Origin of the sequence: Caballeronia sordidicola (assembly GCF_001544455.2) — a bacterium.
Classification (GTDB): domain Bacteria; phylum Pseudomonadota; class Gammaproteobacteria; order Burkholderiales; family Burkholderiaceae; genus Caballeronia; species Caballeronia sordidicola.
Genome location: NZ_FCOC02000009.1, coordinates 1 through 22,016 on the forward strand (window position 1 = coordinate 1; position 22,016 = coordinate 22,016).

General features: G+C 58.5%; 23 protein-coding genes. 10 read left to right on the forward strand and 13 right to left on the reverse strand.

Annotated features, from left to right (window positions below):
* Positions 1-335: 335 nt before the first annotated feature.
* Entirely contained in the window at positions 336-1,145 is an 810-nt protein-coding gene (locus AWB64_RS15705; RefSeq protein ID WP_060856363.1) for a class II aldolase/adducin family protein, read from the forward strand.
* A gap of 56 nt (positions 1,146-1,201) precedes the next feature.
* Here the strand turns inward: AWB64_RS15705 and AWB64_RS15710 are convergent, their stop codons facing one another.
* The gene (locus AWB64_RS15710) at positions 1,202-2,191 is read right to left on the reverse strand and encodes an ABC transporter substrate-binding protein (protein WP_099050548.1); all 990 of its coding nucleotides are present in this window, start codon (positions 2,189-2,191) and stop codon (positions 1,202-1,204) included.
* Positions 2,192-2,421: 230 nt separating this feature from the next.
* Here AWB64_RS15710 and AWB64_RS15715 point away from each other — a divergent pair, with 230 nt between their 5' ends.
* The 4 genes from AWB64_RS15715 to AWB64_RS15730 all read left to right on the forward strand — a co-directional run bounded on the left by AWB64_RS15715 (position 2,422) and on the right by AWB64_RS15730 (position 6,591).
* Positions 2,422-3,126 carry a PadR family transcriptional regulator gene (locus AWB64_RS15715; protein WP_060856365.1) on the forward strand — a complete coding sequence of 235 codons (705 nt, stop codon included), beginning with the start codon at positions 2,422-2,424 and terminating at the stop codon, positions 3,124-3,126.
* A 41-nt stretch (positions 3,127-3,167) separates the two neighbouring features.
* The gene (locus AWB64_RS15720) at positions 3,168-3,983 is read left to right on the forward strand and encodes a siderophore-interacting protein (protein WP_060856366.1); all 816 of its coding nucleotides are present in this window, start codon (positions 3,168-3,170) and stop codon (positions 3,981-3,983) included.
* Positions 3,984-4,032: 49 nt separating this feature from the next.
* Positions 4,033-5,286 (forward strand): MFS transporter, encoded by a 1,254-nt coding sequence (locus AWB64_RS15725; RefSeq protein ID WP_060856367.1) that lies wholly within the window; start codon positions 4,033-4,035, stop codon positions 5,284-5,286.
* A 435-nt stretch (positions 5,287-5,721) separates the two neighbouring features.
* Positions 5,722-6,591, forward strand: a complete 870-nt coding sequence (locus AWB64_RS15730; protein ID WP_060856368.1) for a DMT family transporter — start codon at positions 5,722-5,724, stop codon at positions 6,589-6,591.
* A 75-nt stretch (positions 6,592-6,666) separates the two neighbouring features.
* Here AWB64_RS15730 and AWB64_RS15735 read toward each other — a convergent pair whose 3' ends face one another.
* The 5 genes from AWB64_RS15735 to AWB64_RS15755 are packed head-to-tail and all read right to left on the reverse strand — an operon-like array spanning position 6,667 to position 10,335.
* On the reverse strand, positions 6,667-7,074 hold the full coding sequence (locus AWB64_RS15735) for a RidA family protein (protein WP_060856369.1): 408 nt from the start codon (positions 7,072-7,074) through the stop codon (positions 6,667-6,669).
* A gap of 45 nt (positions 7,075-7,119) precedes the next feature.
* The gene (locus tag AWB64_RS15740; RefSeq protein WP_060856370.1) at positions 7,120-8,085 is read right to left on the reverse strand and encodes an agmatinase; all 966 of its coding nucleotides are present in this window, start codon (positions 8,083-8,085) and stop codon (positions 7,120-7,122) included.
* Between the two features lie 52 nt (positions 8,086-8,137).
* Positions 8,138-8,800, reverse strand: coding sequence for an amino acid ABC transporter permease (locus tag AWB64_RS15745; protein ID WP_060856371.1), 663 nt, complete (start codon positions 8,798-8,800; stop codon positions 8,138-8,140).
* A complete protein-coding gene (locus tag AWB64_RS15750; RefSeq protein WP_060856372.1) occupies positions 8,790-9,473 on the reverse strand; it encodes an amino acid ABC transporter permease in 684 nt (227 codons plus the stop codon). Before AWB64_RS15750 ends, AWB64_RS15745 begins: the two co-directional genes overlap by 11 nt.
* Before the next feature lie 13 nt (positions 9,474-9,486).
* On the reverse strand, positions 9,487-10,335 hold the full coding sequence (locus AWB64_RS15755; protein ID WP_060856373.1) for a transporter substrate-binding domain-containing protein: 849 nt from the start codon (positions 10,333-10,335) through the stop codon (positions 9,487-9,489).
* A 123-nt stretch (positions 10,336-10,458) separates the two neighbouring features.
* On the opposite strand from AWB64_RS15755, the gene AWB64_RS15760 reads away from it, so the two are divergent.
* Positions 10,459-11,343 (forward strand): LysR family transcriptional regulator, encoded by an 885-nt coding sequence (locus AWB64_RS15760; RefSeq protein WP_060856374.1) that lies wholly within the window; start codon positions 10,459-10,461, stop codon positions 11,341-11,343.
* Positions 11,344-11,347: 4 nt separating this feature from the next.
* Here the strand turns inward: AWB64_RS15760 and AWB64_RS15765 are convergent, their stop codons facing one another.
* Complete coding sequence (locus AWB64_RS15765) at positions 11,348-12,268, reverse strand: DMT family transporter (protein WP_060856375.1); 921 nt, start codon at positions 12,266-12,268, stop codon at positions 11,348-11,350.
* Positions 12,269-12,411: 143 nt separating this feature from the next.
* Between AWB64_RS15765 and AWB64_RS15770 the strand changes: the two genes are divergently transcribed.
* Entirely contained in the window at positions 12,412-13,329 is a 918-nt protein-coding gene (locus tag AWB64_RS15770) for a LysR family transcriptional regulator (protein WP_060856376.1), read from the forward strand.
* Between the two features lie 90 nt (positions 13,330-13,419).
* Positions 13,420-14,208 (forward strand): aldolase, encoded by a 789-nt coding sequence (locus AWB64_RS15775; protein WP_060856377.1) that lies wholly within the window; start codon positions 13,420-13,422, stop codon positions 14,206-14,208.
* A 68-nt stretch (positions 14,209-14,276) separates the two neighbouring features.
* On the opposite strand, the gene AWB64_RS15780 is transcribed toward AWB64_RS15775, so the two are convergent.
* The 6 genes from AWB64_RS15780 to AWB64_RS15805 all read right to left on the reverse strand — a co-directional run bounded on the left by AWB64_RS15780 (position 14,277) and on the right by AWB64_RS15805 (position 20,040).
* On the reverse strand, positions 14,277-14,780 hold the full coding sequence (locus AWB64_RS15780) for an HPP family protein (RefSeq protein WP_060856378.1): 504 nt from the start codon (positions 14,778-14,780) through the stop codon (positions 14,277-14,279).
* Between the two features lie 59 nt (positions 14,781-14,839).
* Positions 14,840-16,042, reverse strand: coding sequence for an NAD-dependent formate dehydrogenase (locus tag AWB64_RS15785; RefSeq protein ID WP_060856379.1), 1,203 nt, complete (start codon positions 16,040-16,042; stop codon positions 14,840-14,842).
* A gap of 202 nt (positions 16,043-16,244) precedes the next feature.
* A complete protein-coding gene (locus AWB64_RS15790) occupies positions 16,245-17,174 on the reverse strand; it encodes a LysR family transcriptional regulator (protein WP_060856380.1) in 930 nt (309 codons plus the stop codon).
* Between the two features lie 63 nt (positions 17,175-17,237).
* Positions 17,238-17,894: a M24 family metallopeptidase gene (locus AWB64_RS15795; protein WP_060856545.1), complete on the reverse strand. Its 657-nt coding sequence runs from the start codon at positions 17,892-17,894 to the stop codon at positions 17,238-17,240.
* Positions 17,895-17,977: 83 nt separating this feature from the next.
* Positions 17,978-18,628: a response regulator gene (locus tag AWB64_RS15800; protein ID WP_060856381.1), complete on the reverse strand. Its 651-nt coding sequence runs from the start codon at positions 18,626-18,628 to the stop codon at positions 17,978-17,980.
* Positions 18,625-20,040 carry a cache domain-containing protein gene (locus AWB64_RS15805; RefSeq protein ID WP_060856382.1) on the reverse strand — a complete coding sequence of 472 codons (1,416 nt, stop codon included), beginning with the start codon at positions 20,038-20,040 and terminating at the stop codon, positions 18,625-18,627. The genes AWB64_RS15800 and AWB64_RS15805 overlap by 4 nt, the downstream gene beginning before the upstream one ends.
* 285 nt (positions 20,041-20,325) lie before the next feature.
* On the opposite strand from AWB64_RS15805, the gene AWB64_RS15810 reads away from it, so the two are divergent.
* Together AWB64_RS15810 and mctP are read left to right on the forward strand one after the other, a co-directional pair.
* Positions 20,326-20,529 (forward strand): DUF3311 domain-containing protein, encoded by a 204-nt coding sequence (locus AWB64_RS15810; RefSeq protein ID WP_060856383.1) that lies wholly within the window; start codon positions 20,326-20,328, stop codon positions 20,527-20,529.
* A complete protein-coding gene (gene mctP / locus AWB64_RS15815) occupies positions 20,529-22,016 on the forward strand; it encodes a monocarboxylate uptake permease MctP (protein ID WP_060856384.1) in 1,488 nt (495 codons plus the stop codon). Before AWB64_RS15810 ends, mctP begins: the two co-directional genes overlap by 1 nt.

Consider the following 22,016-nt stretch of genomic DNA (forward strand, 5'->3'; position numbering starts at 1 on the left):
CACTGAGTTGTTCATAGCTTTGTCCCATGCAACATATCCTATTTCAAAGGTGTTGCACTTGTACCTTGAAAACGCCCTTCGTTTCTTTTTCGCCGTTGAAAAAAGAAATGAAGTCCCGCCACGGATAGTGGCTAACAGTGCTAAATAAATCAGGCAAACCAAACCGCGCGAAAGCTCCGACCGACAGGAAGCGCCCCTCAAATGCACCCTCAAATCATGCACATCCGATATGGTTATCTGCAATCAATATTTAACCGAAGAATAAGTGAATGTTAGCCTTTGAGTAGATCCACCGGACAGCCGCCCCCGGCTCAAACGCCCAAGGACATTCACCAATGAGCACCCTCCCCGCCACCTCCATCCTCAAGCTCCACACCAAACCCATCCGCAAATTCTGGTTCGACGAAGCCCCTCCCCCGGCATCGCTCGCGGCAGAACGCCGGCATCGTCTCGAGCGTTTAGCGGGCGCATTCCGCCTGTTCGCCCGATATGGTTTCGACCAGGGCCTCGCCGGTCACATCACGGCGCGCGACCCTGAATGGACCGATCACTTCTGGGTCAACCCTTTAGGGCGGCACTTTTCACGCATGCGCGTTTCCGACTTGCTGCTCGTGAATAGTGAGGGCGAGATCGCAGTGGGAAAGGGACCGGTCAATCAGGCCGCATTTGCCATTCATGCCGCGATTCATGAAGCACGCCCGGACATTGTCGCGGCGGCGCACACCCATTCGCTATATGGCAAGGCATGGTCGACACTCGGCCGCAAGCTCGATCCGCTGACGCAGGACTCGTGCTCATTCTATGAGGATCACGAACTATTCGATGATTTCCAGGGGGTCGTTCTCGACACGAAAGAAGGCGCCCGCATTGCCAACGCACTCGGTTCGAGCAAGGCTGTGATACTGAAAAACCACGGCATCCTGACCGCAGGCCCGACAGTGGAAGCCGCCGCATGGTGGTATCTCGCGCTCGATAACGCATGTCACACCCAACTGTTGGCGGAGGCTGCGGGCAAGCCTCAACCCATTCCACACGAAGTCGCCGCGCTCACGCACGAGCGCGTGGGACGTCCCGGCGGCGCGCTGTTTTCATTCCAGAGCTTGTACGAAGGGCTGGTGGAAGCCGAACCGGACTTGCTGGACTGACAAAACCCTGAGCGTGGACCGCCAACCCTCCCACCGTCCACGCCTCGCAACCTGTTTCAGGCCTTCGCTATCTGCGTATCCGATATCGCCCGGACATCGATCCGCCTTGGCAGGATGGCATCGCGAAACGCACTATCCGCCACCTTTTGCAGCGCGACGATATCGCCATCGGCGACGAAGCGCTGCTTCAGCGCGGAGCGCGCGGTAATCGTTTTAGCGGCATCGAGCGGGAGGCGCGTCAGGGATGCATACACACGCGCGTATTCATCGGGATTGGCAATCGCCCAGTCACCCGCGCGCTGGAAGCGCTGCAGCACGTCCGCTATCGCAAGCCGCTTCAATGGATTTGCTGCCGCCTCGCCCGACGCCGTAATAAACCCCAATCCACTATTTATCCCGGTCCCGTCGCGCAGCACTCGCGCGCCGTGCTGCACGGCAGTGCCGAAATACGGATCGAAGGTCGCCCATACCTCGATACTGCCAGAAGCAAACGCAGTGAACGCATCGACCGGCAACACGAATCGCACCGATACATCGTCACGCGAAAGCCCTGCCTCTGCGAGCGCCCCATAGAGCTGGAATTGCGAAATGCTGCCCCGCGCCGACGATACGAACACCGTGCGTCCCTTGAGATCCGCGACGCTGCGCAGCTTCGAATTTGCAGGCACGAGAATGCCCAGTTGCGCCCCGGAGCCCACCCGCGTCGCGACGATCTTGAGCGTGGGATCGCCGACAGCCGCCGCCAGCACGGGCAAGTCGCCCGCCGGAGCGATATCGACCGCGCCGGCGCGCTGCGCTTCGAAAAGCGGCGCCGCACCTTGAAAATTGGCCCATTTGAACGCGTACGGCGTGCCATCGAGCACTTTCGCAGCCTCGGCCAGCGCGCGCGTGCCGCCCGCCTGATCGCCTAGGACTAGCGTGACGGAGGATAGCGCGGCGGCGCTTACTGACAACGGCGCCAATACACCGACTGCCGCCATCGCCGGGGCGGCTCCCAACAAGCGCAACGCGCGGCGCCTCGCGGCGAAAGCTTCGAAACCAGCCATATGCATCGACCCTCATGGACAAAACCAGCGCCCAGAGTATCGATGCGCGTGCGCCTTGAGAATTATTCAATTCCCATATGGTTATGAGGCTTTATGGCCTAAGCAATGCATGTTCTTCGAGTGCGTGGGAAGGACGACCGGACTACCAAAAAATCAAAAAAAACCGTTGACACGCTATCTTAAGATATATATCTTAAGATCTGTTTTACGATAATCCACGGAGTTCCACGATGAGACGCCATCACACACGCGCATACGATTCCTCGATTTTTGAAGGCCACCCCGCCCTGCATTCGCTCTGGCACGCGATTGGCCGCCACCATCATCGCCATCATAACGACGACCGCTTCGGTGGCCATGGCGGCCCCGGTGGTGGCGGATTCGGCGGCGGCGAGGACGGCATGCCCCGAGGCCGAAAATTCACATCCGACGACCTGCAACTGCTTCTGCTCGCCCTGCTCGCCGAGCAACCGCGCCACGGCTACGAGTTGATCAAGGCGCTCGAAGTCCGCTCGAACGGTTTTTACACGCCGAGTCCGGGCATGGTCTATCCGGCGCTGACCTATCTGGAAGAACTTGGCTACGCGACCGTCGAACTGGAAGGCAACCGCAAGCGTTATGCACTCGCGGAACCGGGCCGTGAGCATCTGGCGGCCAACCGCGAGCGCGTCGACATCATGTTCGCCAAGCTAAGCCACTTTGCCCGCAAGATGGATTCGGTGCGCCGCGCGTTTGCAGGCCAGGCGCCCGATGAAAACGGCGAAGGCAACGACAGCAACACGTGGCTGCCAGAATTCATCCAGGCTCGCCGCGCACTGAAACATGCGCTGCTGATGCGAACAGAAGCAAGCCCCGACGAGCAACGCCGGATCGCGGCCATTCTCATGCGCGCCACGGCTGAAATAGAAGGCAAGGCGGCGAGCGATCCAGCTTGATTGAGCCTTGTACCAACCCGCACTTTTCAAGGAAAGACAGCATGCAAAACAGACCTGATCTGGCGGTCGTTCGCGTTCGCCACGCACTCAAATTCCGCTTGCTTCAGGTCAAGCGGGTTCATCTGGTGACGCCCCATCTCGTGCGCGTCACGCTCGGCGGCGAAGATCTTCACGACTTCGAATCCGCATCGTTCGATGACCATATCAAGGTCTTCTTTCCGTCTCCCGGCGACGACAAACCCGCGTTGCCCAGCGCCGGTCCGAACGGTCCTGTGTTCGCGGAAGACCAGCCGCGACCCGTCGCGCGAGATTTCACACCGCGCCGTTTTGATCGGGAAGCACGCGAACTGGATATCGAGTTCGCGTTGCATGAAGCAGGGCCCGCGGCGACTTGGGCGAGCCAGGCACAGGTTGGACAGTATCTTGGCATTGGAGGTCCCCGTGGTTCGTTCACCATTCCCACGGGCTTCGACTGGCATCTTCTCATTGGCGACGAAACCGCGCTGCCCGCCATCGCACGTCGCCTGGAAGAGTTGCCTGCGGGAACGCGGGTTGCAGCGTTGATAGAAGTCGAGGACCCTTCCGCGCGCATCGAGTTCGATACAAGAACGGACTTGTACGCGGAGTGGCGCTACCGGAGCGAATCCGATTTCCCAGGCGGCGCGCTGTTGCTCGCGCTGCGCGAAATGTATTTGCCCAATGGCGAAGGTTATGTGTGGGCGGCGGGTGAATCGAGCGTCATTCGCGCGGTCCGCCAGCATCTGTGCACGGAACGCGGTATTGATAAAACCCGCGTTCGTGCTTCCAGCTACTGGAAACGCGGAGCGGTGGCGGTTCATGAGTCAATCGACGACTAGACAGGAATAAACAGCGCCGGGTCCGCAATAAACAATAATCAGGATGGCTATGTATAGTCTGGATACAACTCGGGAGCGGCGTCTGCTATGGCTGCTCGCGCTGACGCAATTTACCATCATCATGGACTTCATGGTCATGATGCCGCTTGGCCCGCAAATCATGCGGAGTTTTCAGATTTCCCCTGCCGCGTTTGCGACCGCGGTTTCGGCGTACTCATGGTGTTCGGGTCTTTCCGGCCTGTTGGGCGCGACGTATATAGATCGCTTCGATCGTCGTCGGTTACTGCTGGGCGTATATGCATTGTTTGCTTTGTCGAACCTTGCTTGCGCTCTTGCACCAAGCTTCTCCATCCTGCTTTTCGCGCGCGCGTTCGCGGGCATTACGGGTGGCATGCTGGGGTCGGTCGTAATGGCCATTGTCAGCGACGTCATTCCCGTTGCAAGGCGAGGCGCCGCGACCGGCACCATCATGACGGCCTTTTCGCTCGCGGCGGTAGCCGGCGTCCCTGCGGGCATCCTGCTTGGCGCGCGGTTCGGGTGGTACACGCCATTCATCCTGCTGACGGCGCTTTCGGTATTGATCTGGCTTGGCAGCATGCGCATTGTGCCCGCGCTGTCCGAACATCTGGGACGGCAACAGCCTGCATTGCGAAGCGTGTTGCCGGGGCTATGGAGGCTTCTGTCGAATCCACGTCACATGAGCGCATTTGCGATGACCTTTGTTGTCATGGGTTCGCAGATGCTGGTGATTCCGTTCATATCGCCCATACTGGTCGCCAATCACGGCGTCCAGCCAGCGCAGTTGTCATGGCTTTACATGGGCGGCGGCGCGGCGACGTTTTTCACATCGCGTTTTATCGGCCGACTTTCCGATCGCTACGGCAGCCGCAAGATGTTTCGCGTGATGGTCGCTGTCTCGCTGCTGCCAATCTTGTTTGTCACGCATTTGCCGAGTCTGCCGTACGTTGCGTTGTTACTGTTTTTCCCAGTATTCATGGTGACAGTTTCGGGCCGCATGGTTCCCATGCAGGCGCTGCTTACGACTGTTCCCGCACCCGCCAACCGTGGCGCATTCCTCAGCACGAACAGTGCACTTCAGGCGCTTGGCAGCGGCTGCGGTGCGTGGCTCGGAGGCTTGTTGCTGTCGAGCAATGCCAATGGAAGTATTCAAGGCTACGGGACCAATGGCTGGCTTGCGACTGTTCTTGTCGTGCTTGCCGCAGCGTGGATCAGCCGCGTGAAATCTTCGTCGGAGAAGCCTGTGTCTAGCGCCGTTTCCGCGGAAGCGGTCAGCGAAGCATGAGCTCGTGCAGATCAGCTTTGTTCAGTGATCTGCCACAGGACAAACCTTATTTCGTCATAACCCAGGCATTGCACAATGCATTGCTAACCGGTAATCTTGCATTTACGCAATAACAAAATCTTCATTGAATTTCGTGACCAGGCCCGCGCACATCTGCTTTGCTGGAATCGAGTTCAACTCGATGTCCGGCAGCGTGCGCACTGCCCGTCCGTTTGCGGCCTCTGTTTCTCCACCTGTCGCGTCTGCTGCAAATCCTCCCAATTCGCCTCCGAACGCTGTTACCCCAGGCGCGGTAGCGCCTCCGCGCACGCGCGTTTGCGGCTGATTATCAGCTACTGAATCCGCGGTAACCGGCTCGACCGCCGCACCTTGCGTGCCGTGGCGGCGTGACTGTGTTCGCCGTTGTTATCTATTCCCTCGACAGGTGAATGAATCATGGTCTTTATAAAAACAGCCCTCGCGGCCTATGGCTCGACGGCGCTCTTCGTGTTGCTCTGGAGTAGCGGGGCGATCGTTTCGGAAACGGGACTCCAGCATGCCAGTGCCCTTCCCTTTCTCGTCTTGCGCTTCGCGCTCGCTTCAGCCGTGCTCGCGGCTTTGGGCACATGGCGTGGGCGATGGTTGCCCGCGCCAGGAACAAGGCTTCAAGTTGCGTTCACTGGTGGCCTGCTGACCGGTGGTTATTCCACCTGCTATTTGCTCGCGCTCAACCACGGAATAACGCCTGGTGTGCTCGCCACCATTCTTGGCGTTCAGCCCGTATTGACGCTGTTGCTTGTGGAACGGCGCTGGACGACCTCTCGTGTGAGCGGGCTCTTGCTTGCGTTGAGTGGCCTGTGCCTGGTGATGCTCGGGGCGGGAAAAGTCGGATCCTTTCCAATCGTGGGACTGCTGTTCGCGTCCGCATCGCTGGGTTGCATGACGTTTGGTGCCATTTTGCAAAAGCGCGTGAAACAACAACCCATCGACGTACTGCCCTTGCAGAACGCGGTTAGCCTGATGCTTTGCGTAATGTTGCTGCCGTTGCAACCGTCGAGCATCGCGTTGAATACAGGACTGCTCCTGCCGTTGCTCTGGCTCGGCATTGTGATATCGGTATTCGCGCAGTTGTTGTTCTACCGCCTCGTGCGTGCCGGGAATCTGGTCGACGTGACAAGCCTGTTCTATCTCGTACCGGTATTTACGGCGATCATGGATTACGCGTTTCTGGGTAATCGCCTAGCGCCCGATGGCGTAGCCGGAATGGGGTCGATCCTCGCCGGACTCGTCCTTGTCTTTCGTGCAACACCTGCGCAAAGGCGCTAAATCCACGTAGGCGGCTAAATTGCCCGGAGATGGCTTTAAAAATACGTCTCCGGGCAATTGCGGTCCATGCAATGCTTAGGACTTCACCGCGATCACATCGACCTCCACCAGCCATTCAGGACGCGCAAGCGCGGTCACGGTCAGACCCGTCGATACCGCATGCACACCCTTCAACCAGCGTCCAACCACGCGATACACCGCCTCGCGATACCGCACATCGGTAAGGTAGATTGTCACCTTGCAGATATCCTCGACCTTGCTGCCAGCTTCTTCCAGCAGCATCTTCACATTGGCCATGGCTTTCTCAGCCTGCGCTGCCGCGTCGCCAATACCAACCGACTCGTACGTCTCCAGATCCTGCCCAATTTGTCCGCGCAGGAAGATCATATTGCCGGCCACAACGGCCTGTGCAAGATCATTATCGAGCGACTGTTCAGGGTACGTGACCTTCGTGTTGAACGGGCGAATGCGAGTGTGTTCCATGATGTCTCTCAGCAGATGAATCTCGGTTAGGGGCCGTTGACGGAATTAACGGCGATTGTCGAAATAGCCAGCACGGATAGCCGTGCCAATCAGGTTCAGAATCAGGCGCCCGGCCGTCATGCACGAGATCTGGTTCACATCCTTCTCAGGCTGAATCTCGACGATATCCATGCCCACCACACGTCCCTTCTTCACGAGACCGTGAATCAGCTTGCGCGCTTGCAGGAACGTCACGCCGCCCGGCGCAGGACCCGCAACGGCCGGCATGACGGAAGGATCGAGACCATCGGCGTCAATGGTCAGGTAGTAGTTGCCGCCATCGGGAATGCGCGCGAGTACCGCGTCCATGCCAATATCATGAAGCTCATAGGCGGTGATTAATTCAGAGCCGTACGCCTTGGCTGCGCGGAATTCTTCCGGACGGCCGCTGCCTTGCGCACGCAATCCAATCTGCACGATCTTTGCGACATGCTTCATTTCGGAAGCCCGGCGAATCGGGCTGGAGAGACCGTCGCGCACACCGTTCACTTCATCGCGCCAGTCGAGGTGAGCATCGACATGAACCAGCGTGATCGGGCCGAGACTGTCGAACGCGCGCAATACGGGCGTAGTAATGCCGTGATCGCCACCCATTACGATAGGCAATGCGCCCGCCGCCAGAATCTTGCGCACGACCTGTTCAACGCGCTCATAGTGGCTGCCCGGAGCGGCGAGGTCTGCGATCACATCGCCACAATCGACAAAGCGGATATCCGCGCGTTCCTGCAACAGCGGCCCGTCGATATCGAAATCATAGTGACCCGGCGAGCGCACCACGCGGTCGGTGGCCTGGCGAATGGCTGTTGGCGCGTTGGTCTGGTCGTTGGTGAAATCGGCGGCAGAATACGCGGAGCCGTAGGGCATGCCAAGCACGGCAATGTCGGCTTCGAGATTGTCGAGGTCCATCGCCAGCTCGGAATAGAGCAGCGTCTTGTGGCCCGTCTTCGGAGCAACTGTCAGTGGTTTTGCCATGATAAGGAATCCTTTATTGATGAGTTTTGACTACGCCGGGAAGAACGCAGTATCAGACGCGCCGGTAGCGGGTTGCGTAACGCTCCGACCATTGCCCGGCCACGTCGAGCAGAACGCTGCACAGCCAGTAGATGAGCGCGGTGGTGCCTAGAACTTCAACGTAAGCGAAGGTGTCGGCGGTAAGCAGGTTACTTTGATAGGTCAGCTCGGTCAGGCTCATGACCGAGAATATGGACGAGTCCTTGAACATCATGATCGTGAGGCTGGTGGTAGCCGGCGCGAGAACACCGAAGATCTGCGGCAACACCACGTAACGCTGCACTTGAATACCTGATAACCCAAGCGAGCGCGCCGCCTGCACCTGTCCATGCGCCAGACTGCCGAATGCGGCGCGCAGGATTTCGCAGAAGTAACCTCCCGTGTAAAAAGCCGTCGCGGCCACGCCGATGGCAAACGCGGGCATGGAGACGCCCAGCTTCGGCAATCCGAAAAAACTTAGATAGACGAGTATCAGGAAAGGGACGTTACGCACGATCTCCACGTAGGAGAGCGCCACTGCGCGCAGCACACGCCACGCGGACGCCCGGAAATACGCGGCAATGGTGCCGGCCACGATGCCAAGTGGAATACCGAGGACGCAAACTTGAGCCGTAACCTTCAGTCCCTTTAAAAGCGGAAGAATGGACGATTGAACAATAGCCAGATCAATGGACATTGGGCAGCACTTTCGCCACACGGCGTTCGAGTCCGCGCGACGCTGACGACGCGACAAACAGAATGGCAAAGTAGACTGCCGCCGTCGCGGAGAACACCTGCAGCGGCAAATTGGTTTGCAGCGTGGCATCTCGCGCGACCGTTGCGAGATCGTGCACCGCGATGATCGACATGAGCGAGGAGGCTTTCAACAGCATCGTGAATTCGTTGGTCAGCGGCGGTATGGAACGATAAAAAAGCTGCGGGAAAACAATGTACCTCCACACTTGAAACGCGGGCATGCCGAGCGCGCGCGCCGCCGGAATCTGTCCACGGCCAAGCGAATTCAATGCGCCGCGCAGGATCTCGGAGACATACGCCGCCGTGTTCAATGCAAGCGCAAGAATGCCTGCCTGTAGCGGCGAGATATTCAGGTTGAGCACCGCGGGCAACACGTAGTACGCCACCAGCATCTGGATCAGCGCGGGCGTGCCGCGTATCACGCTGACGTAGAGAATCACGAGCCACGCGAGCGCGCGGCCGCCATGCTGGCGTATGAGCAGCAGCGCCGCACCAATCAGGATGCCGAGCGCAAACGCGGCCACGCTCGACAAAACCGTCGTAACCGCACCCGCGATAACATCGTGGAAAAACGGCGCGAGCACGGCAAGGTGGCTGCCTAGAAAAGCAAACATGCAGCGCTCCGCCTCAGACCGCGCCTTCGGGCAGATAGCCACTGGTTGGCAGGTTCATTGTGTAACCGAACCACTTCTTTTGCATCTGCGCGAGCTGACCGCTTTTCGTCAGTTCGGTAAGCGACGTGTTGATGAACGTGCGAATTTCCAGATCCTGCGGATTCGCGACCCATGCAAGCACTTTTGGTTCGCCAATCTTGCCGATCACGCGGAATTGCCCCGGCTCTTTCTTCATCAGCACAGCAACAATGTTCGACGGCATGATGCCAATATCGAGCGTCTTGTTTGTCAACGCGACCATGACATCCGGATATGCCTGGAACAACTTGATGTCGGCGTAGCCCGCGCCCTTGCTTTTCAGCTGTGTATCAAAAGCCTGCGCAATAGGCTGCGACGACGAACCCATCTGCGTGCCAACCACATGGCCCGCCGCGTCTTCGGCCTTGGCAATGGCATTGTCGCTGGAGCGCACGACCAGCACCGTATCGACAACGCCTACCGGTTCCGAGAAAGCAAAGCGCTTCGCGCGTTCCGGGTTGATGCCCACGCTCGTCGCAACGAAGTCGAACTTGTGTGTCATCAGGCCGGGCAGCAATCCCTGAAACGGCAGGTTGACCTGGTTGAGCGTCACGCCAAGCTTGCTCGCCATGTATTCCAGAATGTCGTGACCGTAGCCCACCACTTTGCCGTTTTCCACGAATTCAAAGGGCTCGTAAGCTGCCTCGGTTCCAACTGTAAGTTTGCCTCGCTTGCGAATGTCCGCGAGCGTTCCGCCTTCCGCGAAAGCGAAAGAGGGCAAGGCCATCGCGAGCGAAACGCCGCCGGCCATGGTGATGAATTTGCGGCGGTCGAGCTTGATCATGTGATTCCCCGAAAACGTTGAAAAGCATGGATGGGGAGAAATGTAGGTAGTCAAAAAAGTTTTGAAAAACCATTTTTTCGTTGTTATGGTTCCGGAAATCAAAACCTTCTTGGGCCTGCGTCGATGAAAAAAATGGATCTGACCGAGCGCGACTTGCGTTCGCTGCGCGTATTTTGCGCGGCGGCGCAAGCAAGCGGATTCGCGGCGGCGGAGCGCGCCTTGTCAATGTCCAAGGCGTCGATCAGCAGGCATATCAACGAGGTCGAAACGCATCTCGGGCTCAAGCTATGCGAGCGTGGTCCCGGAGGATTCCAACTGACGGAGGGCGGGGAAGTCGCGCTGCGGGTAGCGTTGCAGGCACTTGAAGCGCTGGAGCGCATCAAGCCGGAAGTCGATGCCGTACGCGGAATCCTGTCCGGGCCGTTATTGCTGGGAACGTCGGAGCATGTGCTTACGCATGAGGGGTGCCGCATTTCGGAAGCGCTGGGCGAGTTGCACCGGATTGCGCCATTGGTCAGGCCGACGTTGTCGGTGATGACGTTCAGCGACCTGGGCGTGGCGCTTACCGAACGCCGCGTGCAGATAGCCATTCGTGGCGCTTACAAACGAATCCGGGCGTTTCGGCATTACCCGCTTTTTACCGAGACGCATCGCGTGTTTTATCGGCCGGCGGCTGCGGGTGAAATTCGTGCAAATGAAGACACGCGCGTTTTACCCCTTGTTTACAGGCCTCATCCGTTCGTCGAGGATGCGCTCGCGACACAGGGATTCACACAGGGACTCGAAGTGAGCGGGCTGGAGGCCGTTGCCATGATGGTCGCTACCGGCCGCTACGTTGGCTTGTTGCCCGAGCACTATGCAGCGCAGCTTTCTCCCCGTTATGAGTTCGCGGTCCTGCCCGGATCACCGTTTTATTCCATGCCCTTTTGCGCCATCGTGGAAGAAGCGCGGCCTCTCACGCGCAGCGCGGAAGCGTTCCTGAATCTTTTGCTGGAGGTGCATCGTTAAGCGATCAAGCGCTTCCAACGGATAGCTCGACAGGTGCGGTCTTGCCCCAGCGTACTGTCGCGAGCATTGACGCCACGACGATCAAGCCACCGCCAACCCACGCCATGACTGAAATTCTTTCGCCAAGCCAGAGCCACGCGAACAACGCGCCGAATGCGGGCTCGCTGCCCATCAACAATGCAACGCGGGTGGGACTGCTGCGCTTGATCGCATAGTTCTGGGCGAAGAACGCGAATAGCGTGCACGCAAGCACCAGATAAAACACGCTGATCCAGAACGGTATATGGTCCGCCAAAGCAGGGATATGTTGCCATTGCCCTGGCGCGAAAACGAGGGCCACGGCGGCGCTACCAAATGCGACCACGCCAGATTGCACGGCTGTCACGGACAATGGCGGCAACGCGGAATCGCCCATGACACGCTTGGTCACGCACACATTAAGTGCACGCAGGAACGCGGCCGCCAGTATCAGCGCGTCGCCGGGATTGAAGACGAACTTGCCGTCATTCGCCAGCAACCACGCGCCCAATAGCGAGAGCGCAACCGCGCCCCATTCCACGCGACCTGGCTTGCGCTTGAGCAGGAACCACTCCACCAGCGGCGTCAGCACGACGCACAGGCTGATCAGGAACGCGGCGTTAGCGGCGCGCGTGAGCAGCACGCCAAAAGTTTCACAAAGAAAAATTCCGAGCAACAACATGCCCGCTATCAACACGCCGCGCAAAGTCCGCGTATTAGCGTGACGCAAATGGAGCAATGCCGGCGACAACACGACAAACGTCATGCCAAACCGCAATGTCAGCAAGCCCAACACCGGATAAAACACGAGTGCGTTCTTGACGACGCCGTAGCTCGTGCCCCATACCACGGCGACCAATAGCAGCATCAAATCGGATAGCAATAACAAGCGGTCTTGCTTAGGCATGGCGGACCTCTATGAAAGAGTCCGTATTGTCGAGCGTTGCGCTTAAGGCGATAATCGGGTCCGGACGCACAGCTTTTGTGTCGCACATGCATTAATCAGGCGTCCAACTCCGTGCGTTTCACAACGCCACTGGCGACCAACCGATGAACCCTACAGAACTCTTTGCGTTGCTTCCGGATATGGCTGTATTTGCGCGCGTTGTCGATTCCGGTAATTTTTCGGTGGCGGCGCGCCAGCTTGGCAGTACGCCTTCGACCGTGAGCCGCCAGATCAAGCGCCTTGAAGAAGCATTGGCAACGCGACTGCTGGAGCGCTCTACGCGCAAGGTGCGGGTCACCGAGTCAGGCGAACAGGTGGTTCGATACTGCCGCGACATGCTGAGCGCTGCTTCGGGCGCAGTGGATGCGGCGGGCTCACTTGCCGGGCGGCCGCAAGGCAAGGTCGGTCTTAGTGCGCCGACCGCTTTTGCAAAGACCGTGATTCATCCGTTAGTGCCGGAATTTTTGCGCACGTATGCAGATGTCGATCTGCAGTTGCTTTACGCGGATCATGAGGTCGATCCGCTTCATGACGACATCGACCTTGTTATCCGGTTGACGGAACATCCGCCGCCGGGTTTGGCGGGACGGCGGCTGGGCTCGGTTCGCTGGGTGTTATGTGCATCGCCGGCTTACTTGAAGGCTCGTGGCAAACCGCTGCATCCTCGCGATCTGGCGCAGCATGACTGCCTGTACCTGGGCGAAACCGCCGATGACAATCGCTGGCGATTCCGCCGCGGTTCGGAGGCAGCGACCGTGGAGGTCCACGGGCGTTATATAGCGAATCACGCGGGGGCGAGGCTTGAGGCTGCGCTGCAAGACTTTGGCATTGCAAACCTGCCTGAGTTTACTGCTGAGGATTCGTTGTCGCGGGGTGAACTGGTGCAGGTGCTCGATGACTGGACGCTGGCGGCGCAGGCCTATGTGGGCGCGGTCTGGTTGCTTTATCCGCCGAACAGGTTTTTGCCGCCCAAGGTGCGGGTGTTGATCGATTATCTGGTTGAGAAAGGCGTTGGGGCGTAAATGGTAAAACGCCATGCGCGAGCATTAGTGCCCTAAGCCATCCGTTTCTCTTCGCTATACTCAATACACTGAAACTCCACGGCAACCATCATGGCTCACACGCTTTCAGTCGGTGCATCAAGCGAATCGTCCAAACCAATACGGCTCGATTCCGACGCGATCATGCGGGCGCGCATCGAGCTGGCGGCGTGTTTCCAGCTCGCCGCTCAGCGTGGATTCGAGGAAGGCGTTTGCAATCATTTTTCGGCGGTCGTACCAGGACACGACGACCTGTTCTTCGTCAATCCCTACGGATATGCGTTCGCGGAAATGACGGCGTCGCGCCTTCTCGTCTGTGATTTCGAAGGACATGTGATTGACGGCGTGGGCAAGCCCGAAGCAACGGCGTTTTTTATCCACGCGCGCCTGCATCGATCAAAACCGCGCCTGAAGGCGGCGTTCCATACCCACATGCCGAACGCGACTGCACTGTGTTTGCTGGAAGGGCCGCCGCTGCTTTGGCTCGGTCAAACCGCGCTCAAGTTCTATGGCCGTACCGCCGTCGACGAGCATTACAACGGTCTGGCATTGGACACGTCGGAAGGGGACCGCATTGCTTCTGCAATGGGTGATGCCGATGTGCTTTTCCTCAAGAATCATGGCGTGATGGTGGGCGGCGCGAGCATCGCAGAAGCATGGGACGATCTCTATTATCTGGAGCGCGCGGCGGAGGTACAACTAAAGGCCATGGCAAGCAATCGCCCGCTCAAACCCATACCGCATGAAGTGGCGCAGCATGCCTACGAGCAGATGCGCCTAAGCGACGCGGAAAGCGCACGCGCACATCTGGACAGCGCGCTGCGCATATTGCGCAATCAGGGAAACAGGTTCGAGGAATAGATTATTTCGAATGTTCTGGAATGACGGCAGCGCCGCTGCCGTCATTGATCAAATACAACTCGGTTGAGTTACAACCACTTATGAGGCCATCGGTGGCCGCGCACGAAGTTATTGAAGACCAGCGCAATGACCAGCAGCACGCAAACCCCCGCCAACACCGGCACGAAAAAAAATCCCGCCGATGCATTGCCGCTCAACATGATCACAAGCGGATCAGCTCCGGCTGGAGGATGGATGCAGCGTCCAAGCTGCATGAGCCCGATAGCGAGTCCAACAGCCAGCGCCATCTGCCAGATCCCCGGTCCCGCCAGCCAGAACATGGCAAGCCCGACCGCGGCGGAAAGCAAATGGCCGAAGACGAGATTGCGCGGCTGGGCAAAGGCGCTATCGGGCGCGCCAAAAAGCAGCACGCTCGACGCACCGAATGGCGCGATCACCAGGGGACTGCTTGTGACATGCCCCAGCCATGCAAGCAATCCTATTGCGCACGTCCCGCCCAGAAAACCAAATAGTGCCTGTTTGAAGTGAGTTGGAGCGACGGCTGGCGCCGCTCTTGCAATCCGCTCGTTCATAAGGTCTAACGTCCTTGCAATCTGGCACGCCGCCAATGGAGGCCGGCGTGCCGGTAACGTTATGCCTTCTTGTAACGGGCCGCTTCTTCAGAGCCCTTCGTCGCATTGCCTGCGCTGTACGAGTGGGCGCCCACGCCGGCGAGACGGCCGCCATCGACGATCAGATACTCGTCGCGAATCGGCTCGTTGGCGAACCAGCATTCGAGAATCTCACGCGTACCAGCCGCATAACGCGCCTGTGCGGAAAGCGTCGTGCCCGACGTATGCGGCGTCATGCCCTGATGCGGCATGGTGCGCCACGGATGATCGCTCGGCGCCGGTTGCGGGAACCAGACGTCGCCCGCATAACCCGCCAGTTGACCGCTTTCCAGCGCACGAACAATGGCGTCCCGATCCACGATCTTGCCGCGTGCCGTGTTGATGATGTAGGCACCACGCTTCATCTTGTTGATCATCGCTTCGTTGAAGAGATGCTCGGTTTCCGGATGCAGCGGGCAGTTGATGGTGACGATATCGCAGACTTTAGCAAGGGACTCGACAGTCGGATGCCACGTCGCGCCCAACTCGCGCTCGACGTTCTCCGGCAAGCGATGGCGATCGGTGTAATGCAGCTTGACGTCGAACGGCTTGAGGCGGCGCAACACAGCCGCACCAATGCGCCCGGCCGCTACCGTACCCACGTTCATGCCTTCCAGGTCGTATGCACGCGACACGCAATCCGCGATGTTCCAGCCGCCCTTCTTGACCCACTCATGCGAGGGCAGATAGTTGCGAACCTGCGAGAGGATCATCATTACAACGTGCTCAGCCACGCTGATGCTGTTGCAGAACGTGACTTCGGCAACGGTAATGCCACGGTCGATTGCAGCCTGCAGGTCGACGTGATCCGAGCCAATGCCTGCGGTCAGTGCAAGCTTCAGCTTGGGCGCTTTTGCAATGCGCTCAGCCGTCAGGTATGCGGGCCAGAACGGTTGTGAAATAACGATTTCGGCGTCGGCGAGTTCACGCTCGAACGTGGAATTCGGGCCGTCTTTATCTGACGTGACAACGAGTGTGTGACCTTGCGATTCCAGGAACTTGCGCAGGCCCAGTTCGCCCGACACGCTGCCCAGCAATTCGCCCGGCTTGAAATCAATTGCCTTGGGCGTGGGTGCGGTTTGGCCGTCGTGATACTTCGTGATATTGGGAACGTCATCCCGCGCGTACTTCTTCGGCATTCCGTCAACGGGATCATCGTATAAAACGCATAGAACCTTGGCCATGATTGTCTCCACTCCACTTTGATTTGATTAACACCGGCGCCTCTGGCGTAAGGCGCCGCCTCGTCGAACATGAGGTTGGTACGTCGACGAAGAGCAGTGTCGCGAAGTCGCGTCGGCGGGTCCAATCGTTTGGATGGATCAAGTGATAAGCACGTGTTATCAACGCGCGCGAACGTGCGCTGCAGGCCTTTAAAGGCTTGGCTCAGGTTGTTTGAACAGGAGTCGGCACTAGCGCGTCGAAGTCGCGCTGAAGGTCGAGTTGCTCGACCGAGCGCCACATGGCGGCGACCAGGGGCGGCAGCGTATTGCGGTTGCGCGCAATCAGGCCAATGCCTCGGGTCAGTTCGGGCAGCAAGAGCGACGCACGCACGGCGTTGCCCACGGGAAGCACGCTTAGTAAACTGTGAGGAAATATGCTGTATAAACCGGCGTGCTGGATATGAGCATAGAGAGAGAGCAGTGAATCCGTCTCGAGCACGACGCGAGGCTGTACGTTTCCCCGCCGGAACGCAGCATTGATCACCTGACGGTTCTGCATTGTCGAAGTAAGCAGCCCAAGCGGCAATTCGCTGACATCGCTCCACGGCTGCGTAGGCGCGCTTGAATTCTTTCCGGCATGCGCAGGGGACAGCAGCATATAGCGTTCGAGATAGAGCGGCAGGACGCTAAAACCGGCTTGCACCTGATCGTCGAGATAGGTCAGGCCGACATCGAGTTCATATTCGTCAAGCTGGCGAAGTATGGCGTCGGAGCTTAACGAGCGAACCTCGAAGCGCATGTCCGGATGCTCGCGCATGCAAGGCGCAAGCATGCGCGCTGTCACCGGCATGATGGTCGGAATCGCCCCGATGCGCAGTGTGCCGATGAGTTTCACTTGCGCGGCGGACGCGTCGTGCCGCATGTTCTGAAGCGACGCCAGTGTTTGTTTTGCCCATCCGAGCACCCGTTCGCCGTCTTCGGTAAACCCGACGAACCGCCGCGTTCGCTCGACAATCACCAGGCCAAGCTCTGCTTCCAGGGTGCGAATGGCCGAGGACAGCGCGGGCTGGGACACGTGGCAAGCCTCGGCCGCACGCGCAAAATGTTTCTCCCTTGCCAACGTGACGAGATACTCGAGCTGGCGAATGAACATCGATTTCCTTGGGTTTGCTGTTTATCCGTCGAGATCCATCGCACGTCTTTGCGCCCGCGCGTGCTAGACAAGCAGATCTTCGTAGAAAGCGCCGAAAGGCCGAGTTGGATGCGCAATCTGAATCTCGAGAATCCACAACCCGGCGTCCGGGTGCGGCTGGAAATCGCCGAGCTTGCCCGCCTTATAAATGGCGTGCGGAAAATCGCTCACGCGATGTCCCTTGATATCCAGATTCAGTTTCCATCCCAGCGCGTGCGCGCGTTCGGCTGCGTAGTCGTACAACGCCTTGCCGCCCGCGCCGGTTGTACGCCAATGGTGTTCGACTTCGTCGAAAACAGTCTTTGCTGCTTGTGCGCACGCGCGCATCTCGGCGTCCGCGCCTACAACGAATGTAGCCCCTGAATCCCCTTCATGGCCCTGCCAGACCACGCCAAGGTCCACAAAAAAGATGTCGTCGTTCTTAAGCCGTGGATCGCCTTCGGAAGGCTGCTTGAATGTTCGCAGCGTGTTTTCTCCAAAACGGATCAGGATGGGATGCCAGATCCGCTCCATTTCCATGTCCTGGAGAACGCGCTTGCATTCGACTACCGCTTCCGACTCGAGCATACCGGGCTGGATTTTCGAGGCAACGCGCTCCACCACATCCCACGTCCTGTCGCGGGCATGACGCATGGATTCGAGAACGAATTTTTCGCCGACAGCTTCTTGTGCGCTATTCAACACCTGAACGCTCCACCGTTATATCCTTGCAAATATATCGACGGCGACCGGGAAAGTCTACCTTCGTGACGAAAGCCGCCGGGTCAGGCGTTGAAGAATTCGACTGCGAACTTGATCAATTCCGCCTGACCCTCAATGTCAAGTTTTCGCCTGATCGACATTCGGTGCGTCTCGACCGTCCTGACGGAAAGCCCGTGCAGAACCGCAATCTGCTTGTTGGATAAGCCGTTTGCAAGATCGCGCAGCAATTCCTGCTCGCGCGGCGTGAGTTTCTCGATCTGCCTATAGCGTCCGCGATCCGTCACGTGTCCTTTGACGGGCGCTGCGGCAACCTGCTTGAGATGATCATTGAAATAGGTTCCGCCGCTGAGAATGGTATGGATGGCCGCGATGATTTCCGTCGCCGGTGCATCCTTGAGCACGTATCCGCTCGCGCCCGCCGCACGCGCTTCGGCCATGTACTCGGCGTTGTTGTGCATCGATAAAACCAGTACATGCATTGCAGGATGGCGTTGCCTTATTTCACGCGCAAGCGCCACGCCGCTGCCGCCTTTCATGCTGAGATCCGTCAGCACCAGACGCGGCGCAAGGCGTTCGATAGCCCTGAGCGCGTCCGGCATGTTGCTCGCCTCGCCCACCACCCTGAAGCCGCCGATGGAATCGAGACGCAGTCGCAACCCGTCACGCACGAGTTGATGGTCGTCTACCAGCAGGATGTCGATAGTGCCTGTCATGTGCTCGCGTGGCTCAAAGCGATTGAAGTGAGTTCCACCGGGATCGCGGCTGTCACGCCAGTCCACCCGGGTCTGGATTCGATCATGAAGGTACCGCTGAGAGACTCGACACGTTCGCGCATGTTGCGTAATCCAATACCCTGCCGCGGGTCCGACTGGACCGCGCCCGAACCGAAGCCGATACCGTCATCCACGATCGTCAGGATCACTTGCCCCGGTGTACAGGTCAGCGTGACCCGGGCGTTGGCCGCATTTGCATGGCGCTGGATATTCGTCAGCGCTTCCTGCGCGACACGAAATAGCGCTGTGTTCACCGCATCGGGTAAAGGATGCGCGTCGTTCTGCGTCGCGTTGACCGTGATGTTCGTATGCGGTGTCTTGCCCATTTCGTTGAATTCGAGCGCTAGCTGCCGCAGCGCCGCGCCCAGGCCGAAATCATCGAGCATCGCCGGACGCAGATCGTGGGAGATCTGCCGGATTTCGGCAAGAGTCCGGTTAGTCTGCGCCAATGCATTCTGTATGGGCGGTCCGCTTGGATCGTCCCGGCCAGCGTCGGCCGGCCTTAGCGCAAGTGCGGACTCAAGCAGCAACTTGATGGACACGAGCATCTGGCTGATACCGTCATGCAGTTCGCGAGAAAGGCGCCCCCGTTCAGCCTCTTGCGATTGCACGACCTGACGCGCCATGAGCTTCAGTTGCGCGTCCGAGCTGCGGTGATCGGTGACGTTCATTGCTATGCCGCACGCGCCAATAAACCCCATTCCCAGCGCACCGATCAACCCGATCAGGAACAGCGTGTGACGAATATTCGACGAAGCCTGACGACCGGTTTGCGACAGCGCCATATTGACATCGTCCAGATAGATTCCGGTGCCGACCATCCATCCCCATCGGTCGAACGTAACCACGTAACCGAGCTTCGATTCCATTTTGTGAGTTGAAGGACGCTCCCACAGATATTCGACAAGACCGCCGCCGCTACGCGCCTTGGCCAATAGCGACTGAATGGTAAGCGCCCCATGAGGATCGTGCATGGACCACAGGTTGGTGCCAACGAGTTGCGCGAGCCGGGGATGCATCAGCAAATTGCCTTGCAGGTCGTAGACGAAAAAATAGCCGTCGCTGCCAAACTCCAGTTTTGACAGGATAGCCAGCGCCTGGGCGCGCGTGGCTTCGTCGTCGCGGCCCGAATTGTAGAGCGGCGCAACCGCGCTTTCCGCAAGCGCAACGTAATTCTTGAGTTCGACTTCCTTGCTGCTGCGGTAAGCCGCTGCAATTTCGCGCTGCTCCGAATTCGACAGCGCGCGAGCCTGGAAAGCCACGGCAATAGCAATCGTGGCCATTGCTCCGATGAATGGCAAAAGGGCAAGAATCAGCCATTTTCGCTTCATCCCGTGCAGAGAGAGTCGCATTGATTTTTCCTGCCTGAATGCTGGACTTGTTTGGGCGTACAGCGCCGTCCAGCCCCGAATTGTGCCATTTCGCCACGACAAGGGCTTTTGGCATGCCCACGGCCTGCGTAGTATTACGTAGGGTGATTCCGCTCTTGACGTCCAGGAGATCGGCTTAGCATATGCCTTGCAAGCCCAGGTTTTAGCGTCACTAGCGCCCCTACGTATTACTACGGAAGGCGGCGAGCGAAATTACGCCAATACTCCGGCTCCAGTTCGAAAAGAAGCGGGTCCCAGGAGATAGATATGAGTTCAGAGAGCGCTTCCCCCGGAAAACGCGCGGCCGGCAGGCTGTTGCTGTTGATTCCTTACGTCGCCCTATTGTGGCTGCCCTTTTATAACGACGCGCGCCCGTCTTTCGCCGGATTTCCCTTTTTCTATTGGTACCAGTTGCTCTGGGTGCCGCTGACGTCGCTGATCTTGTACGTCATTTACAGGTGGGTCCGATAATGCCGACGACATTCGACTGGACCTCCGGTCTTGTATTCCTGGGATTCTTTGCACTGGTCACGGTGCTGGGCTTTTTTGCGGCGCGCTGGAAAGCAGGCGACCTGACTCAATTGCACGAATGGGGCCTCGGCGGCCGCCAGTTCGGCGCTGTCATTTCATGGTTCCTGGTGGGCGGCGACTTCTACACTGCGTACACGGTGATCGCGGTGCCCGCGCTCGTCTACGCAGTCGGTGCATATGGCTTCTTCGCGCTGCCCTACACGATCATCGTGTATCCGTTCGTGTTCGCGGTCATGCCCAGGCTCTGGGCGGCTTGCCACAAGAACAATCACATTACCGCCGCCGACTTCGTGCAGGGTATCTATGGCGGGCGCTGGTTTGCCGCGGCCATTGCACTGACCGGCATCATTGCGACGATGCCATACATAGCGTTGCAACTGGTCGGCATGCAAGTGGTGATCAAGAGCCTTGGCGTGACCGGCGAAACGCCGCTGGTGATCGCGTTCATCATCCTCGCGGTGTACACGTATGCAAGCGGCCTGCGCGCACCCGCCATGATCGCCTTCGTCAAGGACATCATGATTTATATCGTGGTGATCGCAGCGATCTGGCTCATTCCAAGCAAGCTTGGAGGCTATGCATCCGTATTCGACGCGGCCGATCATTTCTTCACGGCCAAGGGTGGAACGACCGGCATCACGCTCAAGGCAAGCCAGTTCACCGCTTACGCGTCGCTTGCGTTTGGATCTGCAATGGCGGCCTTCATGTATCCGCACACGCTCACCGGCGTGCTCAGTTCCAAGAGCGCCAAAACGATCAAGCAAAATGCGATCGCCTTGCCTGCCTATACGCTGCTGCTCGGCCTGATTGCGCTCCTCGGCTACATGGCGATTGCCGCCGGCGTGAAAGTCACTTCACCAACAGACGTGGTCCCGGCGCTGTTCCTCAAGCTGTTCCCGTCGTGGTTCGTGGGCTTTGCAGCAGCCGCGATCGCGATCAGTGCGCTGGTGCCTGCCGCGATCATGTCGATTGGTTCGGCCAATTTGTTCACGCGTAATTTGTGGAAGCCGCTGGTACAGCCGAACATTACGCCTGCGCAGGAAGCGACCAATGCGAAGATTGTGTCGCTGGCGGTCAAACTGGGCGCGCTGATATTCATCATTTTCCTGCCGACCCAGTTTGCGATCGACCTGCAATTGCTTGGCGGCGTGTGGATCCTGCAGACGTTCCCGGCGGTCGTATTTTCGCTCTATACGCGCTGGCTCAAGCTGCCCGCCTTGTTTATCGGCTGGCTGGCGGGTATAGGTCTTGGCACCACACTGGTATTCATGCAAGGCCTCAAGCCAATTTATGCTTTGCACCTGGGCGCTACTACGTATCCGGTCTATATCGGCGTGCTTGCGCTGGCGGTCAATATTATTGTGACGCTTGTGCTGTCTGCCGTATTCCCTGCGCGGATTGCTTCAGCAACGCGCTCGACAGCTTGA

Coding starts and splice junctions, on each gene's coding strand:
- AWB64_RS15705 (WP_060856363.1), top strand. CDS start 336: ATGAGCACCCTCCCCGCCACCTCCATCCTCAAGCTCCACACCAAACCC.
- AWB64_RS15710 (WP_099050548.1), bottom strand. CDS start 2,191: ATGGCTGGTTTCGAAGCTTTCGCCGCGAGGCGCCGCGCGTTGCGCTTG.
- AWB64_RS15715 (WP_060856365.1), top strand. CDS start 2,422: ATGAGACGCCATCACACACGCGCATACGATTCCTCGATTTTTGAAGGC.
- AWB64_RS15720 (WP_060856366.1), top strand. CDS start 3,168: ATGCAAAACAGACCTGATCTGGCGGTCGTTCGCGTTCGCCACGCACTC.
- AWB64_RS15725 (WP_060856367.1), top strand. CDS start 4,033: ATGTATAGTCTGGATACAACTCGGGAGCGGCGTCTGCTATGGCTGCTC.
- AWB64_RS15730 (WP_060856368.1), top strand. CDS start 5,722: ATGGTCTTTATAAAAACAGCCCTCGCGGCCTATGGCTCGACGGCGCTC.
- AWB64_RS15735 (WP_060856369.1), bottom strand. CDS start 7,074: ATGGAACACACTCGCATTCGCCCGTTCAACACGAAGGTCACGTACCCT.
- AWB64_RS15740 (WP_060856370.1), bottom strand. CDS start 8,085: ATGGCAAAACCACTGACAGTTGCTCCGAAGACGGGCCACAAGACGCTG.
- AWB64_RS15745 (WP_060856371.1), bottom strand. CDS start 8,800: ATGTCCATTGATCTGGCTATTGTTCAATCGTCCATTCTTCCGCTTTTA.
- AWB64_RS15750 (WP_060856372.1), bottom strand. CDS start 9,473: ATGTTTGCTTTTCTAGGCAGCCACCTTGCCGTGCTCGCGCCGTTTTTC.
- AWB64_RS15755 (WP_060856373.1), bottom strand. CDS start 10,335: ATGATCAAGCTCGACCGCCGCAAATTCATCACCATGGCCGGCGGCGTT.
- AWB64_RS15760 (WP_060856374.1), top strand. CDS start 10,459: ATGAAAAAAATGGATCTGACCGAGCGCGACTTGCGTTCGCTGCGCGTA.
- AWB64_RS15765 (WP_060856375.1), bottom strand. CDS start 12,268: ATGCCTAAGCAAGACCGCTTGTTATTGCTATCCGATTTGATGCTGCTA.
- AWB64_RS15770 (WP_060856376.1), top strand. CDS start 12,412: ATGAACCCTACAGAACTCTTTGCGTTGCTTCCGGATATGGCTGTATTT.
- AWB64_RS15775 (WP_060856377.1), top strand. CDS start 13,420: ATGGCTCACACGCTTTCAGTCGGTGCATCAAGCGAATCGTCCAAACCA.
- AWB64_RS15780 (WP_060856378.1), bottom strand. CDS start 14,780: ATGAACGAGCGGATTGCAAGAGCGGCGCCAGCCGTCGCTCCAACTCAC.
- AWB64_RS15785 (WP_060856379.1), bottom strand. CDS start 16,042: ATGGCCAAGGTTCTATGCGTTTTATACGATGATCCCGTTGACGGAATG.
- AWB64_RS15790 (WP_060856380.1), bottom strand. CDS start 17,174: ATGTTCATTCGCCAGCTCGAGTATCTCGTCACGTTGGCAAGGGAGAAA.
- AWB64_RS15800 (WP_060856381.1), bottom strand. CDS start 18,628: ATGACAGGCACTATCGACATCCTGCTGGTAGACGACCATCAACTCGTG.
- AWB64_RS15805 (WP_060856382.1), bottom strand. CDS start 20,040: ATGCGACTCTCTCTGCACGGGATGAAGCGAAAATGGCTGATTCTTGCC.
- AWB64_RS15810 (WP_060856383.1), top strand. CDS start 20,326: ATGAGTTCAGAGAGCGCTTCCCCCGGAAAACGCGCGGCCGGCAGGCTG.
- mctP (WP_060856384.1), top strand. CDS start 20,529: ATGCCGACGACATTCGACTGGACCTCCGGTCTTGTATTCCTGGGATTC.